Source organism: Streptomyces sp. JLBG701 (assembly GCF_058544905.1).
Map to the genome: position 1 here is coordinate 2,564,190 of NZ_CM178588.1, position 14,809 is coordinate 2,578,998.

General features: G+C 70.2%; 13 protein-coding genes and 1 pseudogene. 5 read left to right on the forward strand and 9 right to left on the reverse strand.

All coding sequences use genetic code 11. The features are described 5' to 3' along the window. The first annotated feature begins 45 nt into the window (after nt 1–45). Together AC5DRG_RS11725 and AC5DRG_RS11730 are read left to right on the forward strand one after the other, a co-directional pair. Entirely contained in the window at nt 46–1,362 is a 1,317-nt protein-coding gene (locus tag AC5DRG_RS11725) for an amidohydrolase family protein (protein WP_491809956.1), read from the forward strand. After that, nucleotides 1,362–4,145, forward strand: coding sequence for a helix-turn-helix transcriptional regulator (locus AC5DRG_RS11730; protein ID WP_491809957.1), 2,784 nt, complete (start codon nt 1,362–1,364; stop codon nt 4,143–4,145). Before AC5DRG_RS11725 ends, AC5DRG_RS11730 begins: the two co-directional genes overlap by 1 nt. A gap of 30 nt (nt 4,146–4,175) precedes the next feature. Here the strand turns inward: AC5DRG_RS11730 and AC5DRG_RS11735 are convergent, their stop codons facing one another. From AC5DRG_RS11735 to AC5DRG_RS11755, 5 genes are all read right to left on the reverse strand, one after another. Beyond that, the gene (locus AC5DRG_RS11735; protein WP_491809958.1) at nt 4,176–5,033 is read right to left on the reverse strand and encodes a GNAT family N-acetyltransferase; all 858 of its coding nucleotides are present in this window, start codon (nt 5,031–5,033) and stop codon (nt 4,176–4,178) included. 141 nt (nt 5,034–5,174) lie between these two features. Beyond that, the gene (locus tag AC5DRG_RS11740; RefSeq protein WP_491809959.1) at nt 5,175–5,864 is read right to left on the reverse strand and encodes an alpha/beta fold hydrolase; all 690 of its coding nucleotides are present in this window, start codon (nt 5,862–5,864) and stop codon (nt 5,175–5,177) included. A gap of 134 nt (nt 5,865–5,998) precedes the next feature. Further along, complete coding sequence (locus tag AC5DRG_RS11745; protein WP_491809960.1) at nt 5,999–6,898, reverse strand: alpha/beta fold hydrolase; 900 nt, start codon at nt 6,896–6,898, stop codon at nt 5,999–6,001. A gap of 102 nt (nt 6,899–7,000) precedes the next feature. After that, nucleotides 7,001–7,969, reverse strand: a complete 969-nt coding sequence (locus AC5DRG_RS11750; RefSeq protein WP_491809961.1) for an RNA polymerase sigma factor — start codon at nt 7,967–7,969, stop codon at nt 7,001–7,003. Nucleotides 7,970–8,108: 139 nt separating this feature from the next. Continuing rightward, a complete protein-coding gene (locus AC5DRG_RS11755) occupies nt 8,109–9,050 on the reverse strand; it encodes an aldo/keto reductase (protein WP_491809962.1) in 942 nt (313 codons plus the stop codon). A gap of 75 nt (nt 9,051–9,125) precedes the next feature. Between AC5DRG_RS11755 and AC5DRG_RS11760 the strand changes: the two genes are divergently transcribed. Both AC5DRG_RS11760 and AC5DRG_RS11765 read left to right on the forward strand, forming a co-directional pair. Beyond that, nucleotides 9,126–9,737, forward strand: coding sequence for a TetR/AcrR family transcriptional regulator (locus tag AC5DRG_RS11760; RefSeq protein ID WP_491809963.1), 612 nt, complete (start codon nt 9,126–9,128; stop codon nt 9,735–9,737). A 180-nt stretch (nt 9,738–9,917) separates the two neighbouring features. Then, nucleotides 9,918–10,649, forward strand: coding sequence for a dienelactone hydrolase family protein (locus AC5DRG_RS11765; protein WP_491809964.1), 732 nt, complete (start codon nt 9,918–9,920; stop codon nt 10,647–10,649). A gap of 219 nt (nt 10,650–10,868) precedes the next feature. On the opposite strand, the gene AC5DRG_RS11770 is transcribed toward AC5DRG_RS11765, so the two are convergent. From AC5DRG_RS11770 to moaA, 4 genes and pseudogenes are all read right to left on the reverse strand, one after another. Further along, complete coding sequence (locus AC5DRG_RS11770) at nt 10,869–11,174, reverse strand: hypothetical protein (protein WP_491809965.1); 306 nt, start codon at nt 11,172–11,174, stop codon at nt 10,869–10,871. Nucleotides 11,175–11,683: 509 nt separating this feature from the next. Beyond that, nucleotides 11,684–12,247 (reverse strand): dihydrofolate reductase family protein, encoded by a 564-nt coding sequence (locus AC5DRG_RS11775; protein ID WP_491809966.1) that lies wholly within the window; start codon nt 12,245–12,247, stop codon nt 11,684–11,686. A gap of 216 nt (nt 12,248–12,463) precedes the next feature. Further along, nucleotides 12,464–12,625, reverse strand: a pseudogene (locus tag AC5DRG_RS11780) (DDE-type integrase/transposase/recombinase); the annotation flags it as partial. A gap of 102 nt (nt 12,626–12,727) precedes the next feature. Next, nucleotides 12,728–13,750, reverse strand: coding sequence for a GTP 3',8-cyclase MoaA (gene moaA / locus AC5DRG_RS11785; RefSeq protein WP_491809967.1), 1,023 nt, complete (start codon nt 13,748–13,750; stop codon nt 12,728–12,730). A gap of 405 nt (nt 13,751–14,155) precedes the next feature. On the opposite strand from moaA, the gene AC5DRG_RS11790 reads away from it, so the two are divergent. Further along, nucleotides 14,156–14,806, forward strand: coding sequence for a (2Fe-2S)-binding protein (locus AC5DRG_RS11790; protein WP_491809968.1), 651 nt, complete (start codon nt 14,156–14,158; stop codon nt 14,804–14,806). Nucleotides 14,807–14,809: the final 3 nt, after the last annotated feature.

The window sequence follows — 14,809 nt, forward strand, 5'->3', positions numbered from 1 at the left end:
GTCAGCATGCCCCCGCCCCCACGATGCTTAGGACTCACCCGCGCCATGTCACTGTCACGACGCTTCTTCGCCCCGGTCGTTCTGCCGGCCGACCCGTCCTGTTCCGTGCTGCGGAACGCGGTGGTCGACGTCGGCCCCGAGGGACGTATCACCTACTGCGGTCCGGCCCTGTCCGCTCCCCCGGCCCCGGATGACCTCCCGCGCACCTTCCTGACCGGCATCCTCGCTCCCGGCCTGGTCAACACCCACGCGCACTCCCCGATGACCCTGCTGCGCGGACTCGGCGGCGACCTCCCGCTGCTGACCTGGCTGCAGGACGCCATCTGGCCGGCCGAGGCCCGCATGAGCCCGCGGGACGCACACGCGGGCATGCTCCTCGGCTGCGTCGAGATGCTCCGCTACGGCGTGACGACCAGCGCCGAGATGTACGCGCACGCCGAGCAGGTGGCGGACGCGGCACTGCAAGCGGGGAGTCGTGTCCTGGTCGCCCCCGCCTACTTCGACCGGCCCGGCGGCGACTGGCGCGCCGATCTCGCGGCCATAGGCAAGTGGATCGACGCCGACGGCCTGCGCTTCGGCCCGGGTGAACGCGTAGAACTCTGTTACGGGCCGCACTCCGCCTACACCCTGCCTCCCGAGGCGCTGCACGCGACGGCTGAGGAGGCCGCGCAACGCGGGGCCCTGGTGCACATCCATGTCGCGGAGACCCTCGCCGAGGACGTCACGCAGCGGGAGTTGCACGGTTCGGTGCCCCAACTGCTTCAGGAGAGTGGGCTCTTGGACGGACGGTTGCTCGCCGCCCATGCCGTGCACCTCTCCGACGGCGACATCCAACTGCTCGCCGAGGCGGGGGCGGGCGTAGCGCACTGTCCGGGCTCGAACGCCAAACTCGCCTCCGGAACCGCCCAGTTGCACGCCCTGCGCGCCGCGTCCGTCGCCGTCGGACTCGGTACCGACGGGCCCGCGAGCAACGACGATCTCGACCTGTGGGAGGAGGCACGTCTCGCGATGATGTTCGCCCGCCTCGCCACGGCCGACCCCTTGGCCCTCACCGCCGTGGACGCCTTCCTCATGGCGACCTCGGGCGGAGCCGCGGCCCTGGGCAGAACGGACATCGGATCCCTCGCTCCGGGAAACTGGGCCGACATGATCCATGTCTCCGTGGACGGCCCGCACTTCACCGCGGGCCTGAATGTCGACGGCACCCGTCTGCTCGCCAATCTCATGTGGGCGGCCGGTTCTCGCGCGGTCAGCGACGTCTGGGTCGCGGGCGAGGCCGTCGTCGTGAACGGTGAGACCGTCCGTGTCGACCGCGTCGCCGCCCAGCACGCCGCCGCCGACGCCGCGGCGCGCCTGGCGTGATGACAGCTCCTACGCCGCCTGCTCTCATCGGACGCTCGGCCGAACTGGCCGTCATCGACCGGCTCTTGGGCACCGCCTCCGCGCGGGGAGCCGCCCTGATGCTGACCGGAGAGGCCGGGGTGGGCAAGAGCGCGCTGCTGGACGCCGCGGCGCTGCGCGCGTCCGGGGCCGGCTTCCGGGTGCTGCGGATCGTCGGCTCGCCGCTCGAGAAAGGGGTCGGCTTCTCCGCACTGAACCAGATACTGCGGCCGCTGGCCGAAGGGATTCCCGCTCTGCCCGCACGGCAGGCGGAGACACTCCAGGCGGTCCGCGGACGGTCCGACGAACAGCCGACCGAGCTGCTCGCCATCGCGAACGCCTTGCACGCCCTGCTGACACGGTCCGCGACCGAGGGCAGTCCGCTCGCGCTGCTCATCGACGACGTGGCGTGGGTGGACCGGCCCAGCGCCACGGTTCTGTGTACGATCGCCCGCTCCCCGCGCGCCGAACCGCTCGCCCTGCTGGGCGCGTCCCGGACCGGGGACGAGTCCTTCCTGAGCAGCGTCGGGATACCCACGTACAAGGTCCGGCCCCTGGACGACGCGGCGGCGAACGAGTTGGTGGCCGAGCGGTTCCCCGGCATGGCGGCCCGAGTGCGCCGGCGTCTCGTCGAGGAGGCCCGGGGAAACCCCCTGGCGCTGCTGGAGCTGCCCGTGCCGCTCAATGACGCGCAGCAGACGGAGCGCGGACCGCTGCCGACCGTGCTGCCGTTGACCGAGCGCCTCAAGGAGATCTTCTCCACCCGGGTCGTCGCGCTCCCGGACGCCACCCGCAGACTGCTCCTGCTCGCCGTCCTGGACGGCTCGGGCGAACTGCACGTCCTGCAGCGGGCCATGGGCGGCTCGGACGGCCTCGGCGGGCTGTCTCCCGCCGAGCGGGCCGGAGTTGTGCGGGTCGACACCCTCACGGGTCGGCTGGTCTTCCGGCACCCGCTCACCCGTTCCGCGGTCATGGACCTGTCGACCAGCGCCGAACGCCGGTGGGGACACCGGGCGCTCGCCGGACAGCTCCCGGAAGGATCCGAACGCCGGGCCCGGCACCTCGCCGACGCGTCCGTGGGCCCCGACGACCAGGCGGCCGACCTCCTGCACGAGGTGGCCTACCGCACCCTGCACCGCGGTGACGCCGTCGGCGCCATCACCGCCCTGCTGCGCGCCTCGGAGTTGAGCGGTACCGGGACGGCCAAGGCACGGAGGCTGGCCGAGGCGGCCTGCCTGGGCGCCAACATCACCGGTGACCTCGGCAACGTACGCGCCCTGCTGGAGAACGCCAGCCACGCCGATCCGGCCGGAGCCGACTCCCTGGCGGCCGCCACCGCGGCGGCGAGCCAACTCCTCAACGGCGAAGGCGACGTGGACACCGCCCACCGGCTGCTCGTCTGCGCCATCGACGCCCACGCCCGGCCCGAGGGGACCGACGACGACATCCTCCGCGAGGCGCTGAACACCCTCCTCATGGTGTGCTTCTTCAGCGGCCGGCCGGAGCTGTGGCACTCCTTCGACAGCGTCGTGACGCGCTGCCGACCACGCTCCTCGAAACGCCTGCTGCCGGTGATCCTGGGCGCCTTCGGCGATCCGGCCCACACGGCGCTGTCCGTGCTCGACCGTCTCGACGAACTCGTCTCGGGCCTGCACCAGGAGTCCGACCCCGTACGCGTCTTCGGGATCGCGGTCTCGGCCACGTACGTCGACCGACTGCCGGGCTGCCGCGGCGCGTTGCGGCACGCCGTCGAGGACGGCCGCGACGGAGGAGCCATCGCCCTGGCGATCCAGGCACAGTTCCTGCTGGCGAACGACGCCTACACCAGCGGCCAGTGGGACGACCTGCCGGCGATGACCGACGAGGCCCTCGGCTGGTGCGCGACCTACGACTACCGCCTGCTGGCCTCGTCGGGCCACTTCCTGCGGGGGATGCTGGCCGCCGCGCGAGGCGAAGGCACCACCGCCCGCGAGGTCGCGGACCGCCTCGTCTCCTGGGGCAATCCCCGAGGGCTGGGGGCGCTACGGGTCTACGCCTCCCACATCCGCGCCCTCTCGGCACTCGGCAGCGCCGACTTCGACGCCGCCTACCGCCTCTTGCGGGCCCTCGGCACACCCGGCGAGGTGCCGCGGTACTCGCCCCACGCTCTCTGGCTCCTGCTGGACTTCGCCGAAGCCGCGTCCCGGACCGACCACCACAGCGAGGCCGCCGAGCACGTGGCGGCGGTCAGGAAGACCGACATCCCGTCGATCTCGCCACGCCTGGCCATGCTGACCGACGCCGCCGAGGCCATGTCCGTCCCGGACTTCATCGACCACGAACGGTTCGAGGCGGCCATCGCCACACCCGGCGCCGAGCGCTGGCCGTTCGACTGGGCCCGGATCTGCCTCGCCTACGGCGAACGGCTGCGCAGAGCCAGAGCGGGCACCGCGGCCCGCGTCCACCTGGACGCCGCGCTCAGCACGTTCGAACGCCTGGGAGCGGTCCCATGGAGTGCGCGGGCGGCCAACGAACTGCGGGCGAGCGGCATCCCCACCAAGACCGTCGTCCCCGGCGACGACACGCACGACCCGCACCCCCTGCTGACCCCGCAGGAACGCCGGGTGGCGCACCTGGCGGCCACCGGGCTCACCAACAAGCAGATCGCCGCACGGCTCTTCCTGTCTCCCCGCACGGTGGCCGCCCATCTGCGGGGCATTTTCCGGAAGGTGAACGTCACTTCGCGTGCGGGACTGCGGGACGCGCTGACCGGTCCGACTCCGTAGTTCCGAAGTTCGGTGGCAGCAGCCTCACTTCTACGACTGTGACGTGACCGGAGTCGGCTGCCAGCCCCAGTTGCGGCGTTCGTAGGCCACCCGGAAGCCGAGGCGGAGCATGTTGTGCAGGGACGTGTTGTGGGTCCCGGGGGCCTCCGCGCCCGTCTCGGCGATGAGCAGACGGCACCCCAACTCCCGCGCCAGCCGCACCCGGGCCGCCAGCAGCGCGGTCTGGCCGCCACGCCCCCGCACGTCGGGCAGTACGGCGCCGGCGAACATCTGCGCCGTCTCACCGCGGACGTACATGGTGCCGGTTCCGACGATCTCCCCGTCGAGCCGGGCCGCGAAGGGATGCCACCCCGGACCAGTGACAGTCGAGGCGGCCATCTCCGCGTAGTGCTCGACCGGCGCGCCGAAGGCCCGCATCATGACCGTTCCCCATTCCAGGGCCTGGTCGGCCGCCAAGGGGGCGACGTCGATCCCGTCGGGCGGCAGGTCCAGGGCGTCGGCGCGGGCGACGGCCTCGTCGGTCGGGCCGACGAGCTTGACCCAGGAAGAATCCGCGACGATGCCTTCGCGGGCGCGGATCTCGTCCCAGTCCTCGGGCAGGAAGGCGGGGGCGATCTGGAAGACGGCCCGCGGAGTCCCCTGTTCCCTGTAGAAGTCGCAGGCCTCCGCGATCAGTTCGGCGGTGACGGGGGCGGTGGCACCGAAGCCGAGGGCCTTGCTCCAGAAGCGCATGGCGTCATTGCGCATCGAGAGCACCACTCCCCCGCCGATCCGCGTGGCGCTCATGCCCAGCGCGGTACGGACGGTGTCGGGAGCCCCTGTCTGGAATCGGAAGAGGGCTTCCGCCTCGGACAGTTCGGCGACGGACGGCTGAACGACGGTGGTCATGGATCCGGTTCTCTTTCGGCGTGGGTAGGTCGGACAGCGAAGCGGACAGCCCGCCTGGGGGGGGAACAGACGGGCTGCCGCGGCGGGTTGACCGCGATCAGCGCGTGGCGCGGTCGGCTCTCAGTCCTTCTGGTGGTCGGGTCACGCCTGGTGGGTGGCGGCCTTCTTGATCAGGTCGGCCACGGCTTCCGGCCGCGAGACGTAGACGGCGTGGCTTCCGGCGGACTCGGTCACGGTGGCTCCGGCACGCTCGGCCATCGTGCGCTGCACCGGCGGCGGGATCATGCGGTCGTCGGTCGCGACGAGATACCAGCTCGGCTTGGCGCCCCAGGCGGGGTCCGTGATCGCTCCGCCGAGAGCGTCGAGGCCCCAGGGAACCTGCGAGTCGGCCAGGAACTGAGCGTCCTCGGACGGCAGATCGCCGGCGAAGGAGTCGGCGAACTTCTCCCGGTCCAGGAAGAGGAAGCCGTCCTGGGGCGGGAGGATCGGCGGAACGGGTGCGCCGGGCGCCGGGTCGGCGACCAACGTACCGACCGACTCGCCCTTGTCAGGTGCGAACGCCGCGATGTAGACGAGCGCGGCGACCTGCTCGTGCCGGCCGGCCTCGGTGATCACGGCCCCGCCGTAGGAGTGGCCGACGAGGACGGCCGGCCCGTCCTGGGCGTCGAGGGCCCGCCGGGTGACCGCTACGTCGTCTTCGAGGGAGAGGGTGGGGTTCTGCACGACGGTGACGTTGAAGCCGTCGCGGGTGAGAAGGCGGTACACCGGCTGCCAGCCGGAACCATCGACGAATCCCCCATGTACGAGAACGACGTTCTTCACGGCAGTCATGCGATTTCTCCTTGCTTGTCGGAGATCTTCCGGACAGCTCCAAGCTAGGTCGCCCCGTCCGCCGGGGCTTCGTCCAAATGACCTAGTTCAACGGCCTGGTTGAGTGGCTCAGTTCAGCGGCCCAGTTGAGCGGCCTAGTTGTCGGCCAGGGCTCGGACGAAGTCCGTCACCGCCCGGGCGAAGGCCTCCGGCTCCTCCAGGTGGCCGAAGTGCCCGCTGTTCTCCAGGATCAACAGCTCCGATCCAGGGATCAGTTGGTGCAGTTCCTCCGCCCACCGCACCCCGCAGATGAGGTCGTGGCGGCCCACGACGACGAGGGTCGGGACGGCGAGCGTGCCGAGGTCGGCGCGGTCGTCGATGACATGCGGGGAGAGGTCCTCGTCCAGCCCGGAGATGTGTGCGGCCCGCACGGCGGCGCGGAAATCGGCGAACTCCTTCTCCCGGCCCCAGTAGTCGGCGAAGTACGCGGGGACCAGCGCCCTGACCACGGCGGTCACCTCGGCGTCCTCGGACAGGGTGGGGATGGCCCGGAACGCCGCCATGACTTCGGGGAGTTCGGGGTGGTCGGCGTGCCGCTCGGCGAACGCCTGCACCAACCGCATGGCCTCGGCGCCGTGTTCGGGACCCGTCAGCGGCGCGCTCTCGTAGAGGATCACGCCGGCGACGCACTCGGGGTGGTGCAGGGCGTGGTACTGGGCGACGAAGCCGCCGTGCGAGTGGCCCAGGAGGTACACCTCGGGGACGTCGAGATGCTCGATCAGCGCCCCGAGGAACCGGCTGTAGCGGGGCCGGGTGTAGCCGTGGGGGTGGGAGGGCAGCCGGCCGGAGGCGCCGCTGCCGACCGGCTCCGGGTAGACGATCGTCAGGTGCCGCTCCAGCGCGGGCATGCGCAGGTACTCCCAGTCGATGCCCGGCCCGCCGGAGTGCGCGACGCACACCGGTCCCGTGCCGTGAACGTGATAGCGCTGCACGACTCCGTCGATCTCGACGGTGTGCGTTCCGGTGGCCAGCGGATGGGTCGCAGAGGTGGTCATGGGGTCGTTCTCCGTATCCAGAAGGTGTCGACGACAAGGTGTCGAGACACGGACAGGACGCCGGAGAAAGCGCGAAGTTCGACCCGGGCTACGTGACGCCGGTCACATCAGAGTGAGTGACTGGAGGGCCTGCACCGGGCGGGGGTGCAGGAGCCGCAGCCGGTGCGGACGACCGGCGTCGTCCAGGGTCATCAGCCAGGCCACAGAGGGCGGACAGTGGTCGGGATTGTCGGCGGGACTGAGCAGATCCATCTCCCACACGACGAGGGACCGTCCTGCCACGGCATGGGCCAGCCGCTGCCGTACACCGGCTTCGAGGTCGCCGTCCATGCCGCGCGCGAGGACACCCCGGTCGCCCACGGGGTCGTTCCCCCTGAGCAGGGTGATCTCGGGCGACCAGCGCTCCGCCATCAGCGCGTCGAAGCGTCCGCTCTCGGCGGCGGCCAGCGTCTCGTACGCCTCGACGCGGCTGGCCCGCAGACGCCGCGCGGCGTCCCCGTGCGGCGCGTCCGCCGTGGCGGCGAGGGCCGACGCGAGCTTGGCCCGGGCCTGGTTGAGCCGACTGCGGACGGTGCCGACCGGGACCCCGCAGGCGTCGGCTATCCGCTCGTAGGAGGTGACGCCGGTGCTGAAGTGACGCAGCACCAGGGGCAGACGCAGCGTCGGGGTCAGCTCTTCGACGGCCTCCCAGATCCAGTCCCGCATCGTGTGCCGCTCCAGCCACCGCTCCGGACCGGAGTCCAGGGCGGGCAGCTGCAGTTCGTCGATCGGCTGGACGTGGACGGTGGCCCGCAGCAGGGAACGGCTGGCGTTGCGCACGATCATCCGCAGCCACGCGCCCACGGCCGCCGGATCCCGTACGTCGCCCACGCGGCGCAGCGCGGTCACGGCCGCGTCCTGCACCACGTCGTCGACATCGGGCCCCGGCCCCAGAATGCTCAGCGCCACCGCGCGCATACCTGCCCGGTGCCGCTCCAACAGCAGTCCCAGAGCAGCGACTTCGCCGGCTTGCGCGGCACGGGTGAGCGCCGCGTCCTCGATGCGCGTGACTTCGTCCGAGATCCGGTTCATCCGGCAGGGGTCCCCCTTCGAGCGTCCGCCGTCGTGGCGACCGTACTACGTGGTCACCACGCCTCCGGTTCGGCCGACGGGTGCGCGGATCGTCGTAGGGACCGGTTCGCCACGGCCCGTACGACGGTCCCCGCATCGCTCAGTAACGCCCGCCCACCGTCCGCGCGGCCAGCCCGTCGAGCGCGGCGGCCTCGTCGGCCGTCAGCTCGATGCCGGCGGCGGCCACGTTCTGCTCCAGCCACTTCACACGCTTGGTTCCGGGGATGGGCACGACGGTGACGCCGAGGTGTTCACCGCGCGCGTGCACCCAGGCGAGCGCCAGCTGGGCCGGAGTGACGCCCTTCTGCTCCGCCAGGGTGCGGACGGTGTCGGCGATGACCTGGTTGTCCGAGGTCTGGAACCGGGGAAGCCGCCTGCGGGCGTCGCCCGGCGGCAGGGAGGTCGCGTCGACCGTGCCGGTCAGGAAGCCCCGGCCGAGGGGCGAGTACGCCACCAGGGCCACACCCAGTTCACGCAGGGCGTCCGCGACCGTCGTCTCGGGATCGCGGGACCAGATCGAGTACTCGCTCTGCACCGCCGCGATCGGATGGACGGCGTGGGCGCGCCGCAGGAGCGTGCCGTCGACCTCGGAGAGGCCGATGTGCAGGATCTTTCCCTCCTTGACGAGTTCCGCCATGGCTCCGACGGACTCCTCGATCTCGGCGGTCTGCGGCGGCCGGTGCAGGTAGTAGAGGTCTATGTGGTCGACCCCCAGACGCAGCAGGGAGGCGTCGCACGCGCGCTTGATGTAGTTCGCCTCGCCGCGCAGCACCCAGGTGTCGCTGCCCATGCGGTCGATGCCGGTCTTCGTGGCGAGCTGCACCTCGTCCCGACGACCGGCGATCGCCCGGCCCACCAGCACCTCGTTGTGGCCGAAGGCGTAGGCGTCGGCGGTGTCGATGAGGGTGACGCCCAGATCGAGGGCGCGATGGATGGTGCCGATCGCGTCGTCCCAGCTGGTCGGGCCGTACCCCTCGCTCATTCCCATGCATCCGAGCCCCTGGGCGGACGTGGCGAGACCACCGATTGAAGTGCTGTTCATGGGATGTCTCCGTTCCATGCGGCTGTACGATGACACTCGTACCGGAGGATCCTCCGCTAAGCAAGCGAGGCATGCATGAACGACCAAGGACCCGCGCAGCCCATGCGCGCCAACGCCCGCCGCAACCGGGAGAAGCTGTTGGCGGCGGCCCTGGAGGAGTTCAACCGGGTGGGCAAGGACGCACCCCTGGACGGCATCGCCAGAGCCGCCGGCGTGGGCATCGCCACCCTCTACCGGCACTTCCCGACCCGGGAGGCCCTCGTCCTGGCCACCTACGAGCACGAGGTGGACCAGGTGTGCGCCACCGCGGACGAACTCCTCGCGACACTGCCGCCGGACCGCGCACTGCGCGAGTGGATGGCCCGACTGGCCAGCCTGCTGGTCACGAAGCAGCACATGTCCGAAGCGCTACGGAGCCTGGGCCCCGCCGACGAGGCATGGGGGTCGGAGTCGTACACGAAGGTCTACGACACGATCGGCGCCCTTTTCTCCGCGGGCGTCGCCGCCGGAACGATCCGCTCCGACATGGAGACCTCCGACGTGGTGCTGGCCATGAGCGGCCTGCTCCGCCTGGACGTGACCGGAGACTGGAAGGCCCAGGCCGACCGCCAGATCAGACTCCTCATGGACGGCTTGCAGGCCGGGACGCATCCGCATCCGCACAACTCCGGTACGGGCGGGGCGTGATCCGGCGAAAACCCGTTGGCGGGCCACGGCGACCACTGCTACTTTTCCGGAGGCCGTGCGAGAGAACGAGGAGGTGGTACCCGTGAACGCAGTATCGACATGGGTGCTCCCCTCCGGGGCCACGGTAGGGCGATAGGTCGTCCGGGAGCGCCACTCCGAGCCCTCCCGAAAGGCACGACCGTGCACTTCACTTCCGAACAACGCCTCGACGACGGCGTCCTCGAACGCGAATTCACCCTCGGCGAGATCCCCGGCATCCTGTGGACGCCCGGATCCGCATCCGCACCGGCCCCGCTGATCCTGCTCGGCCACCCCGGCGGACTGGACAAGATGTACCCCCGACTGGCGGCTCGGGCCCGGCACTCCGCGACGGAGGGCTTCGCCTCGGCCACCATCGAGCTCCCCGGAAGCGGTGACCGGCCCCGTTCCGCCGCCGCCGAGCAGGCTCGCGCCGACCTGCGCCGGGCGCTGGAGGCCGGCGAACCCGTCGACGACGAGATCGTGGACCGGCTCGTCCTCCCGCTGGTCGACAAGGCCGTCCCCGAATGGCAGGCCGCCCTGGACGCCCTCCTTTCGCTGCCCGAGATCGGCGGCCCGGTCGGGTACTCGGGGGGAGTGATCTCCATCGGGACCCGGCTGGCGGTGGTCGAGCCGCGCATCTCGGCCGCCGCTCTCTTCGCCGGGAGTTTCGTGCCTCGCGCCATCCTCGAAGAGGCCCGCCAGGTCACCATTCCGCTGCACGTCCTGCTGCAGTGGGACGACGAATGGAACGACCGGCAGCAGGCCCTGGACCTGTTCGACGCCTTCGGTTCCAAGGAGAAGACGCTCAACGCCAACATGGGCGGCCACACCGGCGTCCCGCAGTCCGCGGGAGACGCCGCGGCCCGCTTCTTCACCCGGCATCTGAGCTAGTCGCTGCTGCTCATCGAGGACAGGTCCCGGGCCTCCTCGACAGCGGTGGCCGGCAGCTGCACAACCGCCCCGATCGCGACGGTACCGGCCATCGGCGGTACCGGCCGATCGGGGCGGCGCTCGGCCACCGGCGCCGGGGCCGGGCCGGGTTGGTTCGTATGGCCCCCTTCACCTCCTACAGGAGCCAGGACCGCTCGGCTCGGCTCTTGGTACGAGCGGTCAGCCCGCCAGAGCGGCCGGCCGTACGGCCTCCGGCCCGAAGCGCTGGCGGGCACGATCTGCGGCGGCCTCGGCGACGCGGGCACCGGCATCGCCCGGATCCAGGGAGAGCTGGCGACAGGCACTTTTCGCCGGCAGCAAGTGGTCGGCACGGACGGCGAAGGCCCGGACTCGTGCCCGCTGCGGAACGGCTTGCAGACCGCGTACGCACACAGCCCGGTCTGCGCTCCGACGCCCGCCGGACATCCGCCAGTTGGCCGCGCATCTGCGTGTCGAGGTGATCGACGCGCAGAAGCTGGTCGGCATGGACAGCCTGCGAGAGCTCGATTGCGTGCAGCCCGGTGCGTTTTCCGCCGCCACGTTCCATCTACGGCTGCTGCACCGTCGCTGTCTACAACCCGAGCAACGAGCCCGCACGTACCAAGAGCGATATCGCCCATGAGGAAGCCACTGGCTGGCCGCTGCCTCCTGCTGCCCCGTCAGCTTCTGCTGCCGTGGACAAGTGGTGGGCGAGGTGGCAGGCGGGTGGCCGGGACGCGCTGCTGTCCCGTCCGCGGGGCCGGCGTGCGGGTGATCATCAGGTCCTGTCCGAGGCCGAGCAGGCGCGCGAGGGAATACCCCTCCGGCTGCGACTCAGGCCAGCTCCCGCACTGCGCCGTCACGGGCGACCGCGTACAGCGTGACCCGCAGCAGCGTCCGCACCCGCTCCGATACCCGCAGCGGCTGTTCCACCGCGAACTGCTCGCCGACGGTCTGTGGACGTGACCCGATCCGTCGCTGGTCGTCGTCGATGTCCCACCGCTCGACCAGCGCGTTCAGCGCCTCGTCTCGTACCTGGTCAGGACCACGCCGCCGGGAAACGTCCGTGTCTCCACCAGGTTCAGGTTCACCCAGCTGTCCAGCGCGGTGAAGAACGGCGTGCCGCTACCCACCAGGGCAGGATGGGTGACGATCGTGTACTCGTCGATCAGCCCGGCCCGCATCGCCGCCCCGGCGAGCACTGCGCCACCGACCCTCATCGGCCCACCGTCCTCGGCCTTGAGTCGAGTGATCTCCGCGACCGCGTCGCCGGTGACCAGGCGAGTGTTCCAGTCGACCTTGTCGACCGTCGAGGAGAACACCACCTTCGGCGTGTCCCGCCAGTTCCGCGCGAACTCGATCTGCGCTGGGGTGGCGCCCGGCTGCTGGTCGCCGGTCGGCCAGTAGGCGCTCATGGTCTCCCACAGCTTGCGCCCATACAGCAACAGGCTGACCGCCCGCTCCTCGTCGAGCCACCACTGGAACAGCTCGTCGCTCGGCCCGCCCCAGCTGATGTCGTCGCCGGGCGCGGCGATATAGCCGTCCAGGGTCAGGTTCATGCCGTAGAGCAGTCTCCGCATAGCGCCAGTCTTCCGTCAGTCGGTCTCGGAAGTCCAGACGGGCCTTGACCTCGAATCCTGGACACGGGTTATGCGGCTGGTGTGAGCGTAGTTGGTGTGTGGTGGAGGGCGTTCTCGAAGGCGACCGGTGATCGTCGTCCGAGGAGGGAGTGTCAGCGTCGGGTGTTGTAGCGGTGGAGCCATCGGAAGGCGTCGAGACGGGCCTCGCGCTCGTTGGTCCGCGCGCATGTGGTCGGCGATCGCCCAGCCGGCCAAGCGTCGGGAGGCGAGGTCGATGACGGTGCCCAGCCAGCAGAACTTCCCGCCCTCGATGGGCAGGAAGGTGATGTCGCCGACGTACTCCGTGTTCGGGACCTGGGCGGTGAAGTCACGGCCGATCGTGCACCGCCGGTATCCGGGCGGCCCACCGGGCGTCGTCCACTTGCCGGGCGGCCCGGTCGGCGGCTGTCCGCGGCCAATAGGATAATAGAAATGGATCCGTCAACCGCCAAGGTAGGACATCTCCACGCGCGTCGTCGAGGTTTCGGGTTGCCCGCGTAGTTCGGAATATCTGTCGTCACGTCCTGTCCAGAGCCCGCGAATAGTGCCGAGCAGGTCTCTATCACTCGCACCTGTCCGGAGAAGGGTTCGGAGGTCTGTGCCAGCGGATGCGAACAGGCAGGTGTGGAGCTTTCCGTCGGCGGAAAGCCTGGCGCGGGAGCAGGTGCCGCAGAAAGGCTGTGTCACTGATCCGATCACGCCGATTTCGCCTGCCCCGTCGCGGTAGCGGAAGCGCGTGGCGACTTCGCCGGGGTGGCTGGGAGCGACAGGCACAAGCGGGTGCCGGGCATCGATCATGCGCACCACGGTTTCCGAAGGCAGCACTTCGCCCAACTGCCAGTGGTTCGTACCGCCGACATCCATGTACTCGATGAAGCGGAGGATGTGCCCGCTGCCGCGGAAATACTCGGCCATGGGCAGCACAGACGACTCGTTGACCCCTCTCTTCACCACCATGTTGATCTTGAGGGGTGTGAGGCCGGCCCTGGTCGCAGCCTCGATACCAGCGAGCACCCGGGCCACCGGCACGGCGGTGTCGGTCACTTCGGCGAAGACCGAGTCGTCCAGCGAGTCCAGGCTCACCGTGGCCCGTCGCAGGCCGGCTGCGGCGAGATGGTGAGCCTGGGCCGGCAAGAGGACCCCGTTGGTGGTCATGGCGAGATCGACTTCGGGGATGGACGCGAGGGCTCGCACCACCTCTTCGACGCCCCGTCTCAGCAAGGGCTCCCCGCCCGTGAGCCGGATCTTTCGCACGCCGAGGGAGACGAACAACCGGGCCAACCGCTCGATCTCGTCGAAGGCCAGCAGATCCTCGCGGTCGAGATACCTGTGCGCCGACCCGAATTGCTCCCGGGGCATGCAGTACCGACAGCGGAAATTGCACCTGTCGGTGAGAGAGATACGCAGGTCGCGCAGGGGACGCCCACGGAGGTCGATAAGGCCCGGTTCGGGCAAGCCAGTCACGTCGCTGTCACTCCATCTGCGGTGGGGCGAATGAAGAAATCCAGGCAACCGGTTCCACAGAAGGCGGAATTGATCTCGATACGCCCCACGTGATGCCCAAGAAGTCGGCAGCCGGATTCCCCATGTCGCGTCCATAAGCGTAGGGGGAGAGTCACGGCGCGGGAGTCAATCATCCAGGTACAAAACTCTACCTGCCACGCGACTGCCAAGTGCTGGCAAACTGACGGCAATCCAGCCCCGCATCTGAGCGAGCCGGGCGAATTCCCTGAAGCCCTGCGCCGCGTCGTCCATCGCAACTGGCAGACACCGCCGGACGCATACCGGCGAGGACGACCACGCGGGTTCTGCCTCCGGGCACGCCGATGAGTAAGGCCATCGACTCTCCGCCGATCCGAAAGCGTACGCATGTCAACTGAACTCACCGAGTCAGCTGTTCCTCCCCCCACTGAGCCCCCATCCGCGCCGTCCCGGCGCACGTTCATCGCGACGACCAGCGCGATCGGCGGTGTCGTCGTGGCGGGCAGCCTGGTCGCGGGATCACCCGCGCTGGGTGCCGAGCGGGCGGCCTCCGCCGAAGCGCCGCCCGGTAGTGAAGTCTCGTTGACCGTCAACGGTCAACGGCACACCGTCGCGATCGACAACCGGATGTCGCTGCTGGACCTCCTGCGCGAACACCTCGGTCTGACCGGCTCCAAGAAGGGCTGCAACGCCGGTGCCTGTGGCGCGTGCACGGTCCTGGTCGACGGCCGCCGGGTCAACTCCTGTCTGACGCTGGCGGTGCGTCTTGAGGGCGCCGAGGTCACCACGATCGAAGGGCTGGCTCCGGGCGGGGAGGACGGTGAACTGCACCCGCTGCAACAGGCGTTCATCGAGCAGGACGCCTTCCAGTGCGGCTACTGCACCCCGGGCCAGATCATGTCCGGCGTCGGCTGCATCCAGGAAGGCCACACCGGCTCCAAGGACGAGATCCGGGAGTGGATGAGCGGCAACATCTGCCGCTGCGGCTGCTACGTGAAGATCGTGCGCGCGGTCGAGCAGACCGCCCACGGGAAATGAGGC